Annotated in this window: 19 protein-coding genes; 11 read left to right on the plus strand and 8 right to left on the minus strand. The window is 64.0% G+C overall.

Going from position 1 to position 20,091, the window contains the following annotated elements; all coding sequences use genetic code 11:
- Window positions 1–28: 28 nt before the first annotated feature.
- On the minus strand, window positions 29–472 hold the full coding sequence (locus K6G35_RS23655) for a thioesterase family protein (protein WP_008642504.1): 444 nt from the start codon (window positions 470–472) through the stop codon (window positions 29–31).
- 162 nt (window positions 473–634) lie between these two features.
- Here K6G35_RS23655 and K6G35_RS23660 point away from each other — a divergent pair, with 162 nt between their 5' ends.
- Complete coding sequence (locus K6G35_RS23660) at window positions 635–1,705, plus strand: fimbrial protein (protein ID WP_495676416.1); 1,071 nt, start codon at window positions 635–637, stop codon at window positions 1,703–1,705.
- A gap of 93 nt (window positions 1,706–1,798) precedes the next feature.
- On the opposite strand, the gene K6G35_RS23665 is transcribed toward K6G35_RS23660, so the two are convergent.
- Both K6G35_RS23665 and gdhA read right to left on the minus strand, forming a co-directional pair.
- Complete coding sequence (locus tag K6G35_RS23665; RefSeq protein ID WP_035883962.1) at window positions 1,799–2,410, minus strand: LysE family translocator; 612 nt, start codon at window positions 2,408–2,410, stop codon at window positions 1,799–1,801.
- Between the two features lie 189 nt (window positions 2,411–2,599).
- Window positions 2,600–3,943: an NADP-specific glutamate dehydrogenase gene (gdhA, locus tag K6G35_RS23670; RefSeq protein WP_035883960.1), complete on the minus strand. Its 1,344-nt coding sequence runs from the start codon at window positions 3,941–3,943 to the stop codon at window positions 2,600–2,602.
- Window positions 3,944–4,456: 513 nt separating this feature from the next.
- Between gdhA and K6G35_RS23675 the strand changes: the two genes are divergently transcribed.
- The 7 genes from K6G35_RS23675 to K6G35_RS23705 are packed head-to-tail and all read left to right on the plus strand — an operon-like array spanning window position 4,457 to window position 12,266.
- Window positions 4,457–5,449 (plus strand): tripartite tricarboxylate transporter substrate binding protein, encoded by a 993-nt coding sequence (locus K6G35_RS23675; protein ID WP_035883959.1) that lies wholly within the window; start codon window positions 4,457–4,459, stop codon window positions 5,447–5,449.
- A gap of 7 nt (window positions 5,450–5,456) precedes the next feature.
- Entirely contained in the window at window positions 5,457–5,855 is a 399-nt protein-coding gene (locus K6G35_RS23680) for a Zn-ribbon domain-containing OB-fold protein (protein ID WP_008642509.1), read from the plus strand.
- Complete coding sequence (locus K6G35_RS23685; RefSeq protein ID WP_008642511.1) at window positions 5,852–7,024, plus strand: thiolase family protein; 1,173 nt, start codon at window positions 5,852–5,854, stop codon at window positions 7,022–7,024. The genes K6G35_RS23680 and K6G35_RS23685 overlap by 4 nt, the downstream gene beginning before the upstream one ends.
- A gap of 44 nt (window positions 7,025–7,068) precedes the next feature.
- Window positions 7,069–9,216 (plus strand): 3-hydroxyacyl-CoA dehydrogenase NAD-binding domain-containing protein, encoded by a 2,148-nt coding sequence (locus K6G35_RS23690; protein WP_008642514.1) that lies wholly within the window; start codon window positions 7,069–7,071, stop codon window positions 9,214–9,216.
- Between the two features lie 49 nt (window positions 9,217–9,265).
- Window positions 9,266–10,450, plus strand: coding sequence for a CaiB/BaiF CoA transferase family protein (locus K6G35_RS23695; protein ID WP_495676417.1), 1,185 nt, complete (start codon window positions 9,266–9,268; stop codon window positions 10,448–10,450).
- Window positions 10,451–10,504: 54 nt separating this feature from the next.
- On the plus strand, window positions 10,505–11,476 hold the full coding sequence (locus tag K6G35_RS23700; protein WP_035884140.1) for a Bug family tripartite tricarboxylate transporter substrate binding protein: 972 nt from the start codon (window positions 10,505–10,507) through the stop codon (window positions 11,474–11,476).
- Window positions 11,477–11,489: 13 nt separating this feature from the next.
- On the plus strand, window positions 11,490–12,266 hold the full coding sequence (locus tag K6G35_RS23705) for an enoyl-CoA hydratase (RefSeq protein WP_008642517.1): 777 nt from the start codon (window positions 11,490–11,492) through the stop codon (window positions 12,264–12,266).
- 6 nt (window positions 12,267–12,272) lie between these two features.
- On the opposite strand, the gene K6G35_RS23710 is transcribed toward K6G35_RS23705, so the two are convergent.
- From K6G35_RS23710 to K6G35_RS23725, 4 genes are all read right to left on the minus strand, one after another.
- A complete protein-coding gene (locus K6G35_RS23710) occupies window positions 12,273–13,220 on the minus strand; it encodes a LysR family transcriptional regulator (protein ID WP_495676418.1) in 948 nt (315 codons plus the stop codon).
- 204 nt (window positions 13,221–13,424) lie between these two features.
- Window positions 13,425–14,006: an amino acid synthesis family protein gene (locus K6G35_RS23715; protein ID WP_035883955.1), complete on the minus strand. Its 582-nt coding sequence runs from the start codon at window positions 14,004–14,006 to the stop codon at window positions 13,425–13,427.
- A gap of 48 nt (window positions 14,007–14,054) precedes the next feature.
- Window positions 14,055–15,014, minus strand: coding sequence for a Bug family tripartite tricarboxylate transporter substrate binding protein (locus tag K6G35_RS23720; protein ID WP_035883954.1), 960 nt, complete (start codon window positions 15,012–15,014; stop codon window positions 14,055–14,057).
- 79 nt (window positions 15,015–15,093) lie between these two features.
- Entirely contained in the window at window positions 15,094–16,011 is a 918-nt protein-coding gene (locus K6G35_RS23725; protein ID WP_035883953.1) for an NAD(P)-dependent oxidoreductase, read from the minus strand.
- Between the two features lie 137 nt (window positions 16,012–16,148).
- Here K6G35_RS23725 and K6G35_RS23730 point away from each other — a divergent pair, with 137 nt between their 5' ends.
- Window positions 16,149–17,036 (plus strand): LysR substrate-binding domain-containing protein, encoded by an 888-nt coding sequence (locus tag K6G35_RS23730; protein WP_035883952.1) that lies wholly within the window; start codon window positions 16,149–16,151, stop codon window positions 17,034–17,036.
- Window positions 17,037–17,287: 251 nt separating this feature from the next.
- Window positions 17,288–17,821: a dihydrofolate reductase family protein gene (locus tag K6G35_RS23735; protein WP_495676419.1), complete on the plus strand. Its 534-nt coding sequence runs from the start codon at window positions 17,288–17,290 to the stop codon at window positions 17,819–17,821.
- Window positions 17,822–17,897: 76 nt separating this feature from the next.
- Here the strand turns inward: K6G35_RS23735 and K6G35_RS23740 are convergent, their stop codons facing one another.
- The gene (locus tag K6G35_RS23740) at window positions 17,898–18,977 is read right to left on the minus strand and encodes a zinc-binding dehydrogenase (RefSeq protein WP_495676420.1); all 1,080 of its coding nucleotides are present in this window, start codon (window positions 18,975–18,977) and stop codon (window positions 17,898–17,900) included.
- A 77-nt stretch (window positions 18,978–19,054) separates the two neighbouring features.
- On the opposite strand from K6G35_RS23740, the gene K6G35_RS23745 reads away from it, so the two are divergent.
- The gene (locus tag K6G35_RS23745) at window positions 19,055–20,002 is read left to right on the plus strand and encodes a LysR family transcriptional regulator (protein WP_035883949.1); all 948 of its coding nucleotides are present in this window, start codon (window positions 19,055–19,057) and stop codon (window positions 20,000–20,002) included.
- Window positions 20,003–20,091: the final 89 nt, after the last annotated feature.

The raw sequence follows: 20,091 nt of genomic DNA on the forward strand, positions 1-20,091 counted from the left end.
GCGCGGGGCTTGTGTTGATTCGGTCGGCTCAATCGACCCAGTTCACCTTTGGGAAGCGCGCGGCGAAGCCATCGGGCATCGGCACCACGCGCGTGGTGGCGTAATCGAAGAAGACGAAGCCGGATTTGGCCATGGCGATCAGCGCGCCATCCTGCGGGCGCGTGATGCGGAAGATGATGTCGCCGCCGTACTTGTTGAAATCCATCACGCCCACTTCGAACAGAAGTTGGTCGCGTGCGTGGGCTTCCTTGCGATACATCGTGGCCAGGTCGGTGACTATGATGCCCGCACCGTCCACGCGGTCGCCCTCGCTGCCGTATTCGAAGAGAAAGCGGGCCCGTGCCTCCGAGATCATCGAAATCATCGAGTCGTTGGCCAGGTGATTGGCCGAGTTGATGTCGGTAACGCGAACGGTCAGGTGAGTGGAATAGCAGAACTGCTCGGCGGGCAGGTCGAGTTTGAGGCGGGCCATGATAGGGCTGGCAGGGCAGCGTGGATCGATAGAGGCCGCCATCTTAGTCGATTCTCTCCGTGTGCTCGCATTGCCGCACCTCATTGTGAACCTGACCGCTGGGCGGCAATTTAGGGATTCTACGATTTCACGTCGGAAGCCATTGCATCAGGATTGCAACAAATGGTCGTAGCCGGTGGTGGCTGTGAGGATGGCGTGAACTGGGGGAGCGTGATGATTCGACGAGTATGGATTGAGACACTCAAGAAGATGCTGTGTGTACTGGCCTTCGTGGCTGTTCCTGGCGCTGCCCATGCACTGGGAGCCTGCTCGTCATCGACTTCCATGCCGTACTTGCAGGCCATGAACAATATGGCTGTGGCGGTTAACCTTGCGGTCGGCGCGGAGATCCCGGGTACGAGGCGAAACTACACGTTCAGCGGTCGATGTGTCGCGGATGGCAATCAATCGATCTATGCGGGGGCGCCGATCATTGCGTGCTATTACGGCAGCGGTAGAGAAATCACCCCAGGCGTGTATTCGACAGGTGTCGCCGGCATTGGCATTCGGCTACGGAACGCCGTGGGACAGCCTATGATCAATGCTATCGGTGTTGCCTGCGATACAAGAGCGGCTGCTCTGGGAGCGCTGGCGGCTGACCTTTCGTATGCGGTGTCCGTTTCCATCGAATTCGTGAAAACGGGAGCGATCGGTCAAGGCAGCCTGGACCCCGCACAAACGCTTTTTGGTTTTGGCGTTTATCGTTCAGCAGTCGGCCTGGGCCGTGGGGGGAACCACATCGGCTTCACCGGCAGCGCCACGCCACGTCAGATTACCTGCACCAGGCGTGCTCCGACGACCGTTACCCTTCCGGATGCCACGGCATCGAGTCTCTCCGGGAACGGTTTGACGACGGGCTTTGCGCCATTCTCCATCGGGCTTACATGCGATGGCGCGGCAGTTGTGGGCATATCCTTCGATGGCGCCGGCGGGACGCCTGTCAGGTCCGCTTCCATGGGCGTGCTGGGCATCCAGAACGAAGGCGCGGCCGACATGGCCAGCGGGGTCGGCGTGCAATTGATCGATGGCAGCACTTATTCCCCCGTACCCCTGCAAGCGCGCAATCCTCTTGGCAACATTCCAGCCAACGGCATGTCCTCGTATCGCTATGCGTTCCGGTACCACAGTCTTTCGGCCAGACCCAGTCCGGGCACCGTGAGGGGTACGATGGTTTTTACGTTCGACTATCAGTAGGCCGATGGTGGCCGATGGTGGCCGATGGTGGCCGATGGCGATTTTCTCCCGTCCCCGTCGCATTCCCGGTGAATTGGCGGGGAAGGCATGGCTTTAGCGCGCCGCCAGCATCCGTCCGCCAAGTACTATCAGCAGTCCTCCAACCACGGAATCCAGCACGGCCTTGCGCCGCATCAGTAACCGGTGAACCGCAGGGTGCGAAGCGAGCAGCGCCATGCCGCAGTACCACGCGGACGATACCGCGACAGCAATGGCGATGACAGCGACGTGGAACCATGCCGGCGCGTGCGCGGGAACCATCAACGCGAAGATGCTGCCGTAGAACGCCACGGCCTTGGGGTTGGTCATGCTGACGACATACCCCTTCTTCGCGGCGGTCCAGCCGGATGGCGCAATGAGGGTCGGCGCGTTTAGCGGGTGGCGCGCGGTCAGGATCATCTTCGCCCCGAGCCAGATCAGGTAGGCGGCGCCTGCGATCCGGAGCGCCGTGCCGATCCATGCCACGTGTGTGACGATCAGGCCGAGTCCGGCGATCGCGATCAGGGCCCAGGTGCCCGAGGCTGCGCCAAGCGCGAGGCCGGTGATCACCCCTGCACGCCGAGACGCGACCGCCGTCGATGTGACGATCATGAAATTCGGTCCCGGGCTGGCGACGCTCAGCATCATGACGCCGGTCAGTGCCAGCAGGGTGTTGATGTATTCCATCTTGTGTTCTCCGCTGCACACGGAGCGCGTGGAGCCGACCGACGCGATCAGGGTGAGCGCCAATCCTACCTGACGATGCGTGGCGGCGCAGCGGACAAAGAAAATGCGACGAGGCAAGCCTCGTCGCATTCCTCCCCCGGCTGGCAATCGGGGTGTCTGGTTAGACCAGCTGCCCGACCGACCGCGGGATCAGATCACGCCCTGCGCCAGCATGGCATCCGCCACCTTGACGAAGCCGGCGATGTTGGCGCCTTCCACATAGTTGATGTAGCCGTCTTCCTTCTGGCCGTAGTGGATGCAGTTGCCGTGGATGTCCTTCATGATGGCGTGGAGCTTCTCGTCGATCTCGGCGTGATGCCAGGCCATGCGCATTGCGTTCTGCGACATCTCCAGACCCGAGGTTGCCACGCCGCCAGCGTTGCTGGCCTTGCCCGGTGCGTACAGGATGCGCGCGGCCACGAAGCGGTCCACGGCGTCCAGCGTCGACGGCATGTTGGCGCCTTCGGCCACGCAGAACACGCCGTTCGACAGCAGGCGCTCGGCATCGTGACCGTTCAGTTCGTTCTGGGTGGCGCACGGCAGCGCTACGTCGGCGGGCACGTGCCACGGCGTCTTGCCGGATTCGAAGCGCAGGCCATGCTGCTCGGCGAAGTCGGACAGGCGGCCACGGGTGTCGTTCTTGAACGTCATCAGCGCGTCCAGTTGCTCGCGATTCATGCCCTCGGGGAAGTGCAACACGCCGCCGGAGTCCGACACCGTCAGCACCTTGGCACCCAGTTCGATCGCCTTTTCGGCGGCGTATTGCGCCACGTTGCCCGAGCCGGACAGCAGCACGCGCAGCCCGTCGAACTCACGGCCGCGACGATGCAGCATCTCCTGCGCGAAGTACACCGTGCCGTAGCCAGTGGCCTCGGGACGCATCAGGCTGCCGCCGAAGGCCAGACCCTTGCCAGTGAACACGCAGGCTGACTGGTTCGACAGCTTCTTCATCATGCCGGCCATAAAGCCGACTTCCCGCGCGCCCACGCCGATGTCACCGGCCGGCACGTCCGTGTCCGGTCCCAGGTGACGATACAGCTCGGTGATCAGCGCCTGGCAGAAGCGCATGACTTCGGCGTCGGACTTGCCCTTCGGGTCGAAGTCCGAACCGCCCTTGCCGCCGCCCATGGGCAGGGTGGTCAGCGCATTCTTGAAAGTCTGCTCGAAGCCCAGGAACTTCAGCACCGACAGGTTCACGGTCGGGTGGAAGCGCATCCCGCCCTTGTACGGGCCGATCGCGGAGCTGTGCTGCACGCGGAAGGCGCGGTTGACCTGCACCTGGCCGCGGTCGTCGGTCCATGCCACGCGGAACTGGATCACGCGTTCCGGTTCCACCAGCCGTTCCAGCAGGGCCTGATCGCCATAGCGCGGGTTGCGCTCGACGAACGGCCACAAGGTCATCATGACCTCCTTCACGGCCTGGAAGAATTCGGGCTGGTTGGGGTCACGCCGGGAGACCCCGGCCAGGAAGGAATCGAGGGTGCGAGAAGTCACGATGTCTCTGAATTTTCTTGATGCGATGTGCGGCGCCTGCGCCACGCAGTGGGTGTGGCGGAAGGGTCGCTCCGAATGGCGTGTCTGGTGGGCGCCGCGGCATGGAAACCCGGGAAATCCCGATGGGGACCCCGCGTCAGGCGGCGGGACTGGGAGGCAAGCCGAAATGTCCTAACAATTGAGCTTGTGGCTGGATGTTTCGAACAGGCACGAAGCTTAGCACCAGAGTGGGGCACCCCACATCGAAAACATCAAAGTGGAGGGAAAAACAGTTCGCTGTTCGGTGGGGTGGCACGGTCTGCCAGACCGGCTGAGGCGCCCCCGAATGCGGCTCCCGATCCCTGTGCAGCATTGTGCACCCTGCGCCGGACATGCAAGCCTTGAAAATCCACGAACGCGCGCTTCGAAACTTTCGGATAGTGGTTTCCTGTCCTCAAAAATAAACTGGCGCCCGGCATTCCCAACGCACGGGCGGCACAGCCCTGGCGAATAACGACAAGGCAGGAGACATCGATGCAACACGGCTTTCGGCGCCGTCGCCTCATGGCGGCCATTGGCTTTTCATTCGCACTAGGCGGTACTTCCCTGGCTCCGGCACATGCCGATACGTGGCCGACCAAGCCGGTCACGATCGTGGTGGCGTTCGCGCCCGGCGGCATGACCGATATCGTCGGCCGGATGCTCGCGGCCGAGCTGAGCCAGACATTCAAGCAGAGCTTCGTGGTGGAGAACCGCCCCGGCGCTGCCGGACAACTCGCCACGGAATACGTCGCCCGCAAGCCGAATGACGGCTACACGCTGCTGCTCAGCGCCACCGGGCACGTGATTGGCCCGGCCGTGCAGAAGACCGTGCGGTATCGCCCGGTCCTGGACTTCGAGCCGATTGCCCTGATTGCCAAGGCGCCGAACATGCTCGTGGTGAACCCGTCGGTACCGGCGCATACCGTGCCCGAGTTCGTGGCATGGGCCAAGGCCCAGGGCAGCGTGCCCTACGGTTCCGCGGGCGTGGGAGGCTCCACCCATCTCGCGGGCGAGCTGTTCCGCCATATGACCGGTGCGCCGCTGGTGCACGTGCCATACAAGGGTGCGTCGCCATCCACCAGTGATGCCGTGGCCGGCCAGATTCCGGTGGTATTCCAGGATTCGATGAGCGTCTCCGCGTTCATCGCCGCCGGCAAGCTGCGCCCGATCGCCGTGACCAGCCTGGAGCGCAGCAAGCTGTTCCCCGATGTGCCGACGATTGCCGAGGCCGGGTACAAGAACTTCGACGCCTATACCTGGCTGGGGCTGTACGCACCGGCCGGAACGCCGGCCGCTATCGTCACGCGCCTGAATACCGAGGTGAACCGGATCATGTCGTCGCCGGACATGGTGGCGAAACTCAGGAAGCAGAACGCCGAGGCGGCGGGCAATCTGAATCCGGTCGAATTCCGCAAGTACGTCGAGACCGAAGTGGCCAAGTGGCAGAACATGGTCAAGATCACCGGCGTGCAGATCGAGCAATAAGGGCCCCATGACGATTGCACATCCATCCGGCGACCCGGCAGCCACGTCTGCCGACGCTCACTATTTCCAGTGCCTCTCCGAAGGCGTGTTCGAAATCCCCCAGTGCCGCGACTGCGGCCGTCATCACTTCTTTCCGCGCGTTGTTTGCCCCCATTGCGGCTCCGTAGCGTTGCAGTGGGTCGCGCCGAGCGGTCTTGGCACCGTGTATTCGACCACGGTCGTGCGCAAGAAGGAGGGGGACTACAACGTGTGCCTGGTCGATCTCGATGAGGGGCCGCGCATGATGAGCCGCGTGATCGGCGTGGATCCCGGCGCGGTGAGGATCGGGCACCGCGTCAGGGCGCAGGTGCTGCGCACGGGCGAGGACGCATTGCTGGTGTTCGCGCCGGCCGGGGAGCGACAATGAGCGCGGCATTGAAGGCCACCGATCGTGGTGGCGTGGCGATTCTGGGCACTGGGCTGGCAGGGCTCGGTCATGCGGGTGGCCGCACGGAGCAGGAGATCATCGCCCAGGCCGCGTACCGCGCGGTGGCGGCAAGCGGGCTGCGCATGGCCGATATCGACGGCATTATCACGTCGAGCCTGACATCGCCATGGTGGGTGATGCGCATGTCAGAGTACCTCGGCATCCGGCCCCGGTTCTCCGATAGCACGATGTTCGGCGGCTCGTCGTTCATCGCGGATATCCGCATCGCTGCCATGGCGATCGAGGCGGGCGAATGCGACAACGTGCTGATCTGCTACGGCAGCAATCCTCGCAGCATTCCCAGTAGTTCGCGCGTCAACGCGATGCGCGCCGAACTCGACCCGCAGCCGTACGAGCATCCATACAAGCCGTTCAATCCCGTCACCAGCTATGCGCTGGCCGCGGCCCGGCATATGCACGAGTTCGGCACCACGCGCAAGCAACTGGCCGAAGTGGCGGTGGCAGCGCGGCAGTGGGCGCAGCGCAATCCCGACGCCTTCATGCGCGACCCATTGACGATCGACGACGTGATCAACGCCAAGATGGTGTCTGACCCGCTGACGGTGCGCGATTGCTGTCTGGTGACCGATGGCGCCGGCGCTTTCGTCGTCACGCGCGCGGACCGTGCGCGGGGTCTTCATGCGAAGCCAATCTATGTGCTCGGTGTCGGACACGCACACTGGCATCGGCAGATTTCCTGCATGGACGATCTGACGCGCACGCCGGCCATCGACTCGGGCCGCAAGGCATTCGCGCAGGCGGGTCTGACGCCCGCCGATATCGACGTCGTGGAGCTTTATGACGCCTTCACGATCAACCCGATCCTGTTTCTGGAAGACCTGGGCTTCTGCGCGAAAGGCGAGGGCGGTGCATTCATCTCGGGCGGCCGCATCGCGCCGGGCGGCGATTTGCCGATGAATACCAATGGTGGCGGGCTGTCGTGCATTCACCCAGGCATGTACAGCATCTTTCTTGTGATCGAAGCCGTCAGCCAGTTGCGCGGCGAGGCCGGCGAGCGGCAGGTCAGCAAGGTGGAAACGGCGTTGGTGCACGGCAATGGTGGTGTGCTGTCAAGCCAGGCCACCGCCATCCTGGCATCCAGCCAGTAAAGGCCAAACCAGCCTTACAAAGAAACGTAGTCGAGATCGCAGCAATGTCCCACGCAATCGAATCCATTCCTCTTTCCTCCACTGTGAGCTGGCAACAGCAGGGCGATGTCGCCGTGCTGTGGCTCGACAACCCGCCGGTGAACGGCCTGGGCGATACCACGCGCGCCGGGCTGCACGCCGGCATCACGCGCGCGCTGCAGGATGCCACCGTGGCCGGGGTTGTGCTGGCAGGCGCCGGCAAGGCGTTTTGCGGCGGCGCAGACATCCGGCAGTTCAACACGCCTGCCGCGACCGCCCGGCCGCTGTCGCGCGATGTGCTGGCGCTGATCGAATCGGCAAGCAAGCCCGTGGTGGCTGCGATTCACGGCGTGGCGCTCGGCGGTGGCCTGGAACTGGCCATGGGTTGCCACTATCGCGTGGTGGCATCCGACGCCAGCCTGGGTCTGCCAGAGGTCAACCTCGGGCTCGTGCCCGGTGGTGGCGGTACCCAGCGGCTGCCACGGCTCGTTGGTGTGGAACAAGCGCTGGACATGATTCAGCAAGGGGTGCCCGTCAGCGGCGAGACCGCCGCGCGTATCGGTCTCGCCGATGCGGTGGCAGACGCGAGCCCGAGCGGCACGCGGGATGCCGGACCTGTTGTCGCACTGGCGGTCGACTTTTGCCGGCGTGCTGCCGCCCGTGCGGTGGCGCATCCGGTTGCCAGTGCGTTGGCCGTCAAGGCGGGCGGCGATGTCGATTTCGGGACGCGGATCGCTGCAATCAACGGCAAGGCACGCAACGCGATCGCGCAGAATGCGTGCATTCGGTGCGTCGAAGCCGCGACGCAGCTGCCGATTGCCGACGGGCTGGCATTCGAGCGCGCCCAGTTCGAGGCGCTTGTCGCGGGCAACGAGTCGAAGGCGCTGCGCCATATCTTCTTCGCCGAGCGCGAGGCGCCGAAGTTTGCCGAAGGGAAGGGACAGGCGCTGCGGCCGATCGAACGTGTTGCCGTCATCGGTTCTGGGACGATGGGCGTCGGTATCGCGATGTCGTTCGTCAACGCCGGCATTCCGGTCATGCTGATCGAACGCGAGCAGGCCGCGCTGGACCGCGGCGTGGCACTGATCCGCCGCAACTACGAGATTACCGCCGCGAAAGGCAAGCTGGCGCCGCAGCAGATTGACGCGCGCATGGGGCGCATCACGCCGACGCTGGCGTTCGAGGCCGTCGCAGATGCCGATCTGGTGGTCGAAGCCGTGTTCGAAGACATGGCCGTGAAACAGGCCATCTTCGAGCGTCTGGACGCGCTGTGCAAGCCGTCGGCGATCCTGGCGACGAATACGTCGCGGTTGAACATCGACACGATCGCCGCGTCGACCAAACGCCCGGGCGATGTGATCGGCCTGCATTTCTTCAGCCCGGCGAACGTGATGAAGCTGCTGGAAGTCGTGCGCGGACAGGCGACCCACGCCGACGTCATCGCCTCGTGCATGGCGATGGCGCAGCGCATCCGCAAGATACCGGTGCTGGTGCGGGTGTGTGAAGGTTTTGTCGGCAACCGGATGCTGACGCCTTACTGGCGCGAGGCCGGCTTCCTGTTGGAAGAGGGCGCGTCGCCACTGCAGGTCGATCGGGCATTGACGCAGTTCGGCATGGCGATGGGCCCGCTGACAATGGCGGATCTGGCCGGCATGGACATCAACTGGGCCACGCGAAAGCGGCTGGCGCCGACGCGGCCGGCGCACCTGCGGTACTCGGCGGTGGCCGATCGAATCTGCGAACTGGGCCGGTTCGGGCAGAAGACCAACGGCGGCTACTACCGCTACGAACCTGGCAGCCGTACGCCGATCCCCGACCCGCAGATCGACGCGTTGATCGAAGACTGCGCGCGCGAGGCGGGCATTGCGCGGCGCCCGGTTGCCGACGAGGAGATCGTCGAGCGTTGCATGCTGGCATTGATCAATGAAGGCGCGCGCATCCTGGATGAGGGCATCGCACAGCGCGCTTCCGATATCGACGTGGTGTACGTGCATGGCTACGGCTTTCCGGCGTGGCGTGGCGGCCCCATGTTCTACGCGGAAACACTCGGTCTGGCGCACGTGCTGACCCGCATCCGCGCGTTGCAGGATGTGCACGGCGCCCATTGGGAGCCTGCGCCACTGCTCGAACGGTTGGTCGCTGAAGGTAGGCGGACCTTCGACGGTCCACGCTGAGTCCGCGCCGCATCTACCCTGAATCTGAACCCGAAAATCTGGAGTCACAATGTTGCATCGCGCATTGGAAGGCATTCGCGTGCTGGACCTGTCGCGCATCCTGGCTGGGCCGTGGTGTACGCAGAACCTCGCCGATCTGGGCGCCGAAGTCGTCAAGGTCGAACATCCGCAGCGTGGCGATGACACGCGTGGTTGGGGGCCACCCTATCTGGATGCCGCGGATGGCAGCGACGCGCGCGTTTCCGCGTACTTCATCAGCTGCAATCGCGGCAAGCAGTCGGTCTGCATCGACTATGGCCAGCCTGAAGGTGTCGCGCAATTGCTGGAGCTGGCCCGCCACGCCGACGTGCTGGTGGAGAACTACAAGGTGGGGACGCTCAAACGCTACGGGCTCGACTATGCGTCGCTCAAGGCGATCAATTCGCGTCTGATCTATCTGTCGATCACGGGGTTCGGCCAGGACGGCCCGATGGCCGACAAGCCCGGCTATGACTACGTGTTCCAGGGTATGGGTGGGCTAATGAGCTACACCGGCCAGCCCGATGGTAGCCCCGGCGCGGGGCCGTTGCGCACGGGCGTGGCAGTGGTCGATGTCAGCACGGGCATGTATGCGACGAGCGCCGTGCTGGCGGCACTGTTCCAGCGTCAGCAGACCGGCGAAGGCCAGCATCTCGATATCGCACTGCTCGACGTGGCCGTGGCACTGAATGCGAATCAGGGCGCCAACTACCTGGTATCGGGCAAGAACCCGCAACGCACTGGCAACGCGCATCCAAACTGCGCGCCGTATGAGGTCTTCCGATGCGCCGATGGTTATCTGATTCTGGCGATCGGCAACGACACGCAGTTCGCACGCTTCTGTGATGTGGCGGGGCGTCCGGATCTCGCGCAAGACCCGCGATACGTCACGAACTCGGGCCGCATCGAACATCTCACCGAACTGCGCAAGGTACTGACGGCGTTGTTCCCGACGCGCTCGCGTGCCGACTGGACGGCGGCGTTCGACGTCGCCGGTGTGCCCTGGGGCCCGATTCATACGATGGAAGAGGTCTTCGCGCATCCGCAGGTCCAGCATCGGCAATTGCGTCAGGTGGCCACGCACCCGGTGATGGGCGAGGTGCCAATGGTGCGCAATCCGATGCTGCCGGCCAATCCTCAGCCGCTCAAGCCGCCGCCGCTGCTCGGCGAACACACGGGCGCCACAGCAGTGGCCGCCATCGCTGCCGCGCAATAGATGCGGGCGGCCCGACTCGAATTTCGACAAATCGTACGGAGACACATGATGAATATGAAGCCAACCTTCCTGGCACTGGCCGCGCTGGCCTGTGTGGGCCCGGCAGGCCTTGCCCACGCCGCCGACTGGCCGGACAAGCCGATCAAGCTCGTGGTGCCCTACGCGGCCGGTGGTACTACCGACATCATCGCGCGCGTGGTCGGCACGCGGCTTGGCGCAGTGCTGAAGCAGCCTGTTGTGGTCGAGAACCGTCCCGGTGCCGGTGGCGCGGTAGGCAGTGCCTACGCGGCCAAGCAGCCGGCCGATGGTTATACGCTCGTGATGGAAGTGGAAAGCTCCCACGCGGTCAACCCGAACGTCTATCAGAAGACGGCCTATGACCCGGTCAAGGACTTCGATCCGATCAGCAATCTGGCGGACGTGCCCAACGTGCTGGTGGTCAATCCGTCGTTCCCCGCCCAGGATATGGCGGCCTTTATCAAGCTGCTGAAGGCGTCGCCGGGCAAGTATTCGTTCGGGTCGTCGGGCAACGGCGGCCTGAGCCATATGAATGGAGAGCTGTTCATGAGCGTCACGGGCACGAAGATGCTGCACGTGCCGTACAAGGGTCTGGGGCCGGCGCTGAACGATGCGATGGCTGGACAGATTCAGGTGGTGTTCGACAATATCCCGTCGTCGTCCGGCCTGATCCAGGGCGGCAAGCTGCGGCCCCTGGCCGTGGCGGCCAAGCATCGACTCAAGATGCTGCCCAATGTGCCAACCTACGCGGAAGCCGGACTGCCCGCGATGAACAATCCGTCGTGGTTTGGCCTTGGCGCGCCGGCTGGCACGCCGCCGGCGATCCTCGACAAGATCAATGTGGCGGTCAAGCAGGTGCTGACCGAGCCAGAGGTGGTCGACGCCATCGAGAAGCAGGGCGCGCTGCCTGCCTATACCACCCGCAAGGCCTTCGCCGACTTGATCCGGGAGCAGAATCAGCACTGGAAGAAGGTAGTCGAGGACATCCATTTCGCAAAGCTGCAGTAAGGAGCAGAACACGATGAGCGCATCGCTTTCCAATCACCACGCCGCCGTAGAGGTCGACGAGCAGGGCGTAGCCACCGTCACCATCCGCGAAGCGAAATCGCTGAATATCCTGGGCACGCCGGTCATTGCGGATCTGACCCAGGCCGTGCGTGCCCTGGCCGAGCGCGACGACGTGCGCGTGCTGGTGGTTCGCGGCACGGGGGACAAGGGCTTTATCGGGGGCGCCGATATCAACGAGATGGCTGCGCTGACCCGCGAGCGCGCGGAAGTGTTTATCAGCGCATTGCGCGACTTGTGCAATGCGCTGCGTCACTTCCCGGTACCCGTGATTGCACGGATGCCGGGCTGGTGCCTCGGCGGCGGCCTGGAGCTGGCGCTGGCATGCGATATCCGCATCGCCGCCGACAACGCCCAGCTGGGTATGCCCGAGGTCAAGGTAGGCATCCCGTCGGTCATTCATGCGGCGCTGATGCCGCGCCTGATTGGCAACGCGCGCGCCGCGTGGTTGTTGCTGACGGGCGAGATCGCCGACGCGGCAGAGTCGCTGGCTGCGGGGCTGGTGAGTCGCGTGGTGCCGTTGGCCGATCTCGACGTCGAGGTGGGTCGTGTGGCATCACTGCTGGCCAGCTTCGGCCCGCAGGTGGTGCGTCAGCAGAAGCGGCTGCTGCGCGAGTGGGAAGAAGCGCCACTCGACGTGTCGATCGACAACAGCGTTGCGGAGTTCGGCAGCGCCTTTGACACTGGCGAGCCGCAGCATCACATGGCCACCTTCCTGAACCGCAAGCGGTAACAGGACTCAGGGCGCGGCGTCAGGGGCCGCGCCTGTCTCGCGTGTGATGGCCACGCGCGGGTCGTTGAGCAGGAATTGCACGAACGCCGCGGCAAAGCCGGGCAGTTTTCCGTCGGCGCGCGTGACGAGCGTCAGTTCCCGTACCGCCCAGGGCTCGTCGAGCGCGACCCCGACCACGCGCCCCTCGTGCATCGATGCGGCCGCCACGCTACGCGGCACCAGCGCCACCCCGACGCCGGCAGCCGCCAGCGCCAGCACCGCCTCGAAGCTGTGTGCGTGCAGGCGGACATTCGGTTGCTTGCCGGCGCGTTGCGCGGTATCGCGCAGAAACAGGAAGTTGCTGCTGGTGCGGCTCATGCAGACGAAGTCGAACCCGAGCGCGGCGCCAAACCGGACGCGCCCCTGCCGCGCCAATGGATGATCGGGGGCTACCGCCAGCACCAGTTCATCGACCGCGTACCGCACCGCGTGAACGCCGGCGGTGTCGGCGGCCATGGTCATATCGCTGGCAAATATGCCGATGTCCGCCTCATGCGCGGCCACTGCCGCCGTAATCGCCTGGCTGGCCCGCTCTTCCAGATCGATGTTGACCGCCGGGTGCGCGGCCAGGAACCGGCTCACGCTCGGGATGATGAATCCGTTCAGCGAGCTGCTGTTTGCCAGCAGGCGGATGTGCCCCTTGAGCCCGCTGGCAAAGCGGCCAACTTCTCCGTGCATCCGTTCGATGCCTTGCAGCAGCTCGCGCACATGCGCCAGCATCATCTCGCCCGCAGGCGTCAGATCCATGCCGCGCGCGTTGCGAACGAAGAGCGGTGTGCCCAGCGCATGCTCCAGGTTCTTCAGACGGTAACTGGCCGCCGAGGCCGTGATATGCGCGGCGCTAGCGCCGCCCGCCAGGCTGTGGGCCTCCGCAATGGCCTGGAAAAGGCGGAGATCGGTAAGTTCGTACCGCAAGAGAGGGACTCCGGAATAGGTCACCCGCTTTTGCAGCCACCGGCGAATGCCGATGGCGCGGGCGTGCAGCAAGACGGGTTGGTCTCGCCATGCTGCATCAATCGGGTCTGGGAATCAATGGAAGGGAGCGACGAGCCGTGCCCAGGCGCGTGCAGCCGCTTGGAGGCGGCTATCTGCTCGCTGGAGATCTAGTGCAGGCGGCGCTTAACGCTGACCGTCGTTGCCGACGACGTTCTCCTTCAGCAGCCCGCCAAGGCGGGAGTGCACGCGCCCGCCGGTACCCATTACCAGCGCGAACAGGATCTCATCGGGCCGGGGAGAGTCCTGGATGCCGACCTCAATGCTGTTGAAATGGCTGCGCACATAGGAGGCATGGATGTAGTGCACCGGCACCATCATGCGATAGCCGGCCGACGCCACGGCCTTTACGGCTGGCACCATTGCCTTGGGTTCTCCCAGCACGCTGCGCATGGCCCACCCGCCGGCCTCATGCCAGACGGCACCGTGTTCCATCTCGCCGTTGATGCCGACGATGGCGGCCTTGCTATAGACCTCGATCTTCTCCTTCCCGCCCAAGACCTCCACCAGTTCAGTGGCCAGGAGTATGCCGAGTGCGCGGAGTTCGGCCATGAATGGCAGCAGATCCGGTTCATAGCGACCGGCGTACGGATTGTGAATGACGGCGCTGGCCGCCGCCAGCCTGAGGGGTTGCATCGGCGGTGGACCGCCTTCATGGAAGGTGGTTTCAATGACTAGCTGGCGTTTGCGGATTTCGATCAGGGACACGGTGATTGACTCCAGGCGAAAGGGAAGTACAAGGGGGGGCGTGCGTACTTACTCGGGGGTGATTCCGACCTCCTTGACGATAGTCGCCCACTTGCCAATCTCAGATTTGACGAAGGTGCCGAACTGCGCGGATGACTGGCGTTTCGGTGAGAGGCCCTGGGCCGCAAAGCGACGGGTCAGTTCATCATTGGAGAGTGCCTTGTCGAGCGCGGCCGACAGTTTTCGCGCGACGTCATCGGGCAGACCGCTTGGCGCCATCAGGCCAAACCAGACAGTCAGGTCGAACCCCGGTGCTCCCGTCTCGTCGAGCGTGGGGATATCGGCGGCGAGCGGGAAGCGGTCGCGCGTGCTTACGCCATAGATCTTGACCTTTCCCGCTCGTGCCTGCTGCAGCCCATTGGAAAAATCGGTGAAGGTCAGCGAGATGATGCCGCCCATCACGTCAGTCAACGCTTGTGGGCCGCCCTTGTACGGGACCTGGGTGATGTTGGACTTGCCCATGTACGCGAGCTTGGCGCCGAAAACCTGTGCGCTGCCCGAACCATAACCATATGTCAGCTTGCCGGGATTCTGGCGCGCGTACGCAAAGACATCTCCGACGTTCTTGCCCGGAGCTTCGGGGGAACCCACCAGCAGGTATGGCGTTTCGGCTACGCCGCCAAGAGGTTGAAGGTCTTTCACCGGGTCATAGGGGAGTTTCTTGAACAGGCTGACGTTGCTCGCCGCGGTCGTCACGCCAACGATTACGATCGTGTATCCGTCCGGCCTGCTCTGGGCTGCCTGCTGCGTGCCGATGATGCCGTTGGCCCCGGGCTTGTTGTCGATGACGAACGGCTGCCCCAGGTCGTGTGACATTGGCTCCGCCAGCGCACGCGCGACGACGTCAGTGATGCTGCCTGCGGGGAATGGCACGACCATGCGGATAGGCCGCTCCGGATAGCCTGCGGCGCAGGCAGCGGCGCTGAAACCCAGCGCAATTGCGGCGATCATGCCTCGGTAGAAAACCATGATGCTGTCTCCAGATTCTTATAGGTGTGAGTACTGAGGAAATGCCGGCATCTCGTCTTTTCGTCGCTTATGCCGTTGGTCAAGTCGGCGTCGAGGAATCCCGGGACGACTCCAGGTAGCGAATGATCTCCGTGTTGTCCGCCTGAGCATCCAATGTCTCGAGCGCCTGCTGCCAGATCGCCGCACACAGCGTCAGTTGTGGCGCGTCGATATCCACCAGTGTTTGCAGGTTTGCTGCCGTAGCCAGATCCTTGGCCTGGAGCCGCATGGCGAATCCGGCATTGAAGGTGCGCGGAATGATGAACTGGTTGAGCTTGGTCTCGGTAGCGACGTTGCGGCCACTGGATGCATTGAGCACTTCTGCGAAGACGCTGGCGTCAAGCCCCATGCGCTGGGCAATCAGTATGGCTTCGGATGCGGCCAGCAGACCGGCCGCGTAGACATAGTTGTTAAGCGCTTTCATGGCATGAGCAGACCCCACGTCGCCGGTAAGGATCAAGGTTTTACCCATGTGATCGAGCAACGGCCGAACGCTTGCCACTGACGCGGTCTCGCCGCCTGCCATGATTGCGAGCGTGCCTGCGCGGGCCTTGGCCACCGCGCCTGAGACGGGGGCATCCACCAGCGCGATCTGACGAGCCGCCAGTATGTTGGCCAGCTTGCGGGTGTCGCCGGGATTCGACGAGCCCATATCGACAACGATGGCGCCGCTGCGCAGGATGTCCACAAGGCCGCGCTGTTCCGACTCTCCGGCAATCACGCAATTGGTGATCGGGCTGTTCGGGAGCATCGTAATGACGACGGCGCGGTCGGCGAATGCATCGAGCGTGGCGGCACGACGCAAGGTACGCCCCCAGGCTGCGTGCGTGGTCAGCGCGGCAAATGGGGCATCGGCGGTGTCAAATGCCAGGATGTCCAGACCGGGGGCCGTGGCGAGGTTTTCGAGCATTGGCAAGCCCATCATTCCCAGCCCGATGAAGCCGATCTTGTGAGGCATTTGGTCTCCTGAAGATGCTATGTCTTTTAATATGGGTTTTCCCCTGAATCAGCTTGGAATGCTAGGGGTTCTTGCTGGCTCTGTCGTATGCTTAAGTGGTTGCGGGTTATAACATTCAGTTATTGGATGAGGTTGCGATGAGGTTCAAGCTGCGTCAGATGGAGGTATTTCGAGCGGTGATGCTGACTGGGTCGATGAATGGCGCGGCAAGCCTGCTCTGCATTTCGCAGCCGGCCGTTAGCCGGTTGATCGCCTACACAGAGCAGAGTCTTGGACTGAAGCTATTCGAGCGGGTCAAAGGAAAGCTGCATCCCACTCCCGAGGCGCAGCTCCTGTATGAGGAGGTGGGGTCGCTGTTCGAGGAAGCGTCGCGCATCGATGAATTTGCTCGTGACCTGGCAACCAATCCGCAGGGCACACTCAAGCTTTGCTCAAGCCCGAGCCTGGCACTGAACTTCCTGCCGCCGGTCGCGGCCGCGTTTCTTAAGGCCCATCCACAGATCCGTCTGACGATGCGTACCACACTGCTGGCCGACATGGCGCTTGAACTGCTTGGGCGGAAAGCGGAACTGGCGGTGTCTGTACTGCCGATCGAGCATCCGAACCTGGTGGTGGAGCCTTTCGCGCAAGGCCGCATGGTCTGCATCGTGCCTGATGGGCATCCGCTGGCAGCGAGTTCGGTCATTGGTCTGGCAGAGGCCGCCGCCTATCCTCTGGTGCTCTACGCACGTCAGATTCCTTTTGGCCAGTTGCTGGCGGCCGCGTTCGAACAGGCAGGCGTGGAGTGGCGGGCCAGGGCCGATATCGAGCGCGCCGAACTGGCCTGCGCATTGGTCCGTGCAGGCGTCGGGGTGGCCATCGTCGATCAATTTTCCGTTGGAAGCGCCGGCTGGCCCGGTACTGTAGTGAGGCCGCTGCGGGAGAATATTCCTTTGACGCTCAGTCTGGTCCGGTCCCGCTTTGACATGCCTAGCCGGCAGGCACAGGCGTTCGTCGCGATGCTCAAGTCCCATGCGGCACGCTGAGTGGCACTGCCAACTTTGCCGTGCCACGCTCCGATACTGAGCGGCCTCGGCGCGTGGTACGACATCGGAATGTTCCCTTTTCGAGTGCGTCTTCCCATTCGCCCTTGATGCGGCGCGCATCCCAGGCGAGCGGGAGCGTGACGGTTTGATAGTCGCCGGTCCGGAGATTGCGCGGAAGTGTCAGGCGGCCTTGCTTGTGTCGGTGTCCTGTCCAGTGAAGAATATGCAGCTTGTTCGCTCCGGAGCCAGCCATGACCACCGCACACGTCTTCATCGCCACCAGCCTCGACGGCTTCATCGCCCGACCCGACGGCGATATCGGCTGGTTGCTCCAGCGCGATGATCCGGCCGAAGACCACGGCTATATGGATTTCATCGCCGACAAGGATGCGATCGTGATGGGCCGGGGCACCTACGAGAAGGTCCTGACCCTTGGCGACTGGGCCTATGACCAGCCTGTCCTGGTCCTGTCCCGGCAACTGGCGGGCACGCCGGTGCCGGCGGTGTTGGAAGGGAAAGTCCGATTCGCGAGCCTTTCGCCGAGGGATACGCTGGAACGCCTGGCGGCTGAGGGCGTACGCCGGGTCTATGTCGATGGCGGGCAGGTTGTGCAATCGTTCCTGCGCGATGGGTTGATCGCCGATCTGGTGGTCACCACGGTTCCTGTGTTGATCGGCGCCGGGCGGCCGTTGTTCGGGGCGCTGCCGCGCGACGTCGATCTGGCCCTGGTCTCGAGCCGCAGCTTCCCCTCGGGATTGGTGCAGTCGACGTACCGGGTGGTCTGACGCGTGAACGGGTGACGGGGGCGCCCGGCCATCCTCCGCCAGGTTTGTCGTGGCGAATCCTCCGTCGCGCTGCGTCTCAGTCGTGTGGGAACGTCACAACCGCCGCCTCTAGCCCGGCCAGCGTGCCCGCCGCATCGATTGCCTGCTCTATGGCTTCGAACGGGAAGCGCTTCACGTGGATTGCATCGAGTGAAAGCTGGCCGGCGCGAACCATTGCCACCAGCGCGCGGTAGTCGGCGGATGCGTACATGAAGTGGCCGATCAGCTCCCAGCCATTGCGCAGCATGGCGCCGTAGGGCAGTGGCAGCGGCACGGTCATGCTGCCCATCAGCACCATGCGACCGCGCCGCTTCAGGCTGAGCAGCGCCGCGAGCGTACTGTTTGGCGAGGTAGCCTGACCAACCATGTCGAATGCCAGGTCGACACCACCGCCGGATACCGCATTGCGGATGGCGGCGCTGTCGACACCCTCATCGCCGGTCATTACTACTGGCACCACCCGGCCGTCGCCCATCCGGGCCAGGGATTCGAGCGGGCCTGCGCGGCGTCCCAGCGCGAGTACGGTCGATGCGCCCATCGCCAGCGCGGCAAGCACGGCGGCTGACCCGAACGCGCCCGTTGCGCCGTTGATCGCGACTGTCTCGCCCGCAACCAGCCGACCGCGGCGCAGGCCGCCGAAAGGTATGGCGAACTTCGACAGGGTGGCCAGCCGGTCGGACGAAAAGCGATCCAGCCCGTCGAGGGGGATAAGCGTCGCAGCGGGGAACTCGGCAATCTCTCGTAGCGTTCCGTGTGGGAAGTCCTGAAGCAGGGGGCCGCTGTCCGCGCTGATGCCGGTCAGGCCAATCAGGATTTCGGCCGGCGCATCGACGCTTTCCGTGCTGGTCAGGTATGGGTTGACGGCCACGCGTTGTCCGACCCGGAAGTGATGGACACCCGCTCCGGTTTCGATGATCGTGCCAACGCCGTTTGTACCGGGGGTAAAAGGACCGGGCGGGTAGGCGTAAGGCAGCGCGCCGTTCAGGTAGTCGCGCGTGTAACTGAGCAGCGGCACCGCTTCCATGCGTACCAGCACCGCGCCGGGGCGGGCATGGGGCGTGTCGATGTCACGCAGGACAAGCGGCCGGCCGGGTTGGTCGAGCATCCAGGCTTTCATATCGGGGCTCCTTGATTGGGGTGTCTGCGGGTTGTCTGGCTTGAACTGTAGAGGCCCGCGACCTATCTTTGAAATCGATGACAGATATAAGAGGTATAAGCGTGGTTGATTTCAAGGGCGTGGATCTGAACCTTCTGGTGACCCTGGATGCCTTGCTGGACGAACGTAACGTCACGCATACGGCGGAGCGCCTCGGGCTGACGCAGCCAGCCGTTTCGGCCCAACTGGCGCGGCTGCGGCGTATCTTCGACGATCCATTGCTGATGCCGGCGGATACGGGGCGCGGCATGATCGCAAGCGCGCGGGCCCTGGCGTTGCTGGAGCCACTGCACGTCGCGCTCAAGGACCTGGCGTCGGTCGTGCATCGGCGGCCAGAGTTCGATCCGTTCGTCGATACGCGCCAGTTCGTTATCGCCGCGAGCGATAACGCCACGTCGACACTTGGCATGTCCTTGCTGGAGCGGCTATCGGTTGTCGCGGGGACCGGGGTGCGCGTGGCGTTCGTGCATGGACGGCAGGCCGAGATCGCCGCACAGCTCGAATCGGGTGAAGTCGATCTGCTGATCGGGTCCGAGCGTATGGTTCCGCCAACCATGCGGGCACGCAAGCTTGTCGATGAGACCTTCGTGATGGCACAGCGGAAATCCCATCCCCGGGGAGCGCGCCGACTTACGCTGGATGCGTACTGCAAATTGCGCCACGTGCTGGTTTCCACGAGTGGTGGCAGCTTCTTCGGTTTCGTTGACGAGCAGCTTCAGTTGCTGGGTCGATCGCGTGATGTCGCGGTATCGGTTCAGGCATTCACTGTGGTCCCCGATTTGCTGCGCCGTAGCGACTACGTCTGCACCATGCCGGCTCGGCTGGCGGCACGCTATGCCGATTGGCTGGACGCCTTCGCTCTGCCGTTCGATGTGCCGGGATTCTCGCTCAGCGCGGCATGGCACCCGCGCAACCACGCGGACCCCGCGATTGCCTGGCTGCGGAGCACGCTGGCCGAGGTGGCCGGTCAGTTGCGGGAGGGTTGAGCCCGGCGGCAAGTCAGGTGCCGGTCCCGCACGCGAGCGCAGTAGAATGCAACATGGCAGAGACGCACCCCGAAGCGTCCATCTAGCCC

Source organism: Cupriavidus sp. HY129 (assembly GCF_059492215.1).

Bases quoted from the DNA above. Each gene is read 5' to 3' on its own strand.
- K6G35_RS23730 (WP_035883952.1), top strand. From the start codon at position 16,149: ATGAGGTTCAAGCTGCGTCAGATGGAGGTATTTCGAGCGGTGATGCTG.
- K6G35_RS23695 (WP_495676417.1), top strand. From the start codon at position 9,266: ATGTTGCATCGCGCATTGGAAGGCATTCGCGTGCTGGACCTGTCGCGC.
- K6G35_RS23685 (WP_008642511.1), top strand. From the start codon at position 5,852: ATGAGCGCGGCATTGAAGGCCACCGATCGTGGTGGCGTGGCGATTCTG.
- K6G35_RS23740 (WP_495676420.1), bottom strand. From the start codon at position 18,977: ATGAAAGCCTGGATGCTCGACCAACCCGGCCGGCCGCTTGTCCTGCGT.
- K6G35_RS23690 (WP_008642514.1), top strand. From the start codon at position 7,069: ATGTCCCACGCAATCGAATCCATTCCTCTTTCCTCCACTGTGAGCTGG.
- K6G35_RS23675 (WP_035883959.1), top strand. From the start codon at position 4,457: ATGCAACACGGCTTTCGGCGCCGTCGCCTCATGGCGGCCATTGGCTTT.
- K6G35_RS23720 (WP_035883954.1), bottom strand. From the start codon at position 15,014: ATGGTTTTCTACCGAGGCATGATCGCCGCAATTGCGCTGGGTTTCAGC.
- K6G35_RS23725 (WP_035883953.1), bottom strand. From the start codon at position 16,011: ATGCCTCACAAGATCGGCTTCATCGGGCTGGGAATGATGGGCTTGCCA.
- K6G35_RS23680 (WP_008642509.1), top strand. From the start codon at position 5,457: ATGACGATTGCACATCCATCCGGCGACCCGGCAGCCACGTCTGCCGAC.
- K6G35_RS23745 (WP_035883949.1), top strand. From the start codon at position 19,055: ATGACAGATATAAGAGGTATAAGCGTGGTTGATTTCAAGGGCGTGGAT.
- K6G35_RS23655 (WP_008642504.1), bottom strand. From the start codon at position 472: ATGGCCCGCCTCAAACTCGACCTGCCCGCCGAGCAGTTCTGCTATTCC.
- K6G35_RS23705 (WP_008642517.1), top strand. From the start codon at position 11,490: ATGAGCGCATCGCTTTCCAATCACCACGCCGCCGTAGAGGTCGACGAG.
- K6G35_RS23665 (WP_035883962.1), bottom strand. From the start codon at position 2,410: ATGGAATACATCAACACCCTGCTGGCACTGACCGGCGTCATGATGCTG.
- K6G35_RS23660 (WP_495676416.1), top strand. From the start codon at position 635: ATGGTCGTAGCCGGTGGTGGCTGTGAGGATGGCGTGAACTGGGGGAGC.
- K6G35_RS23735 (WP_495676419.1), top strand. From the start codon at position 17,288: ATGACCACCGCACACGTCTTCATCGCCACCAGCCTCGACGGCTTCATC.
- K6G35_RS23700 (WP_035884140.1), top strand. From the start codon at position 10,505: ATGAAGCCAACCTTCCTGGCACTGGCCGCGCTGGCCTGTGTGGGCCCG.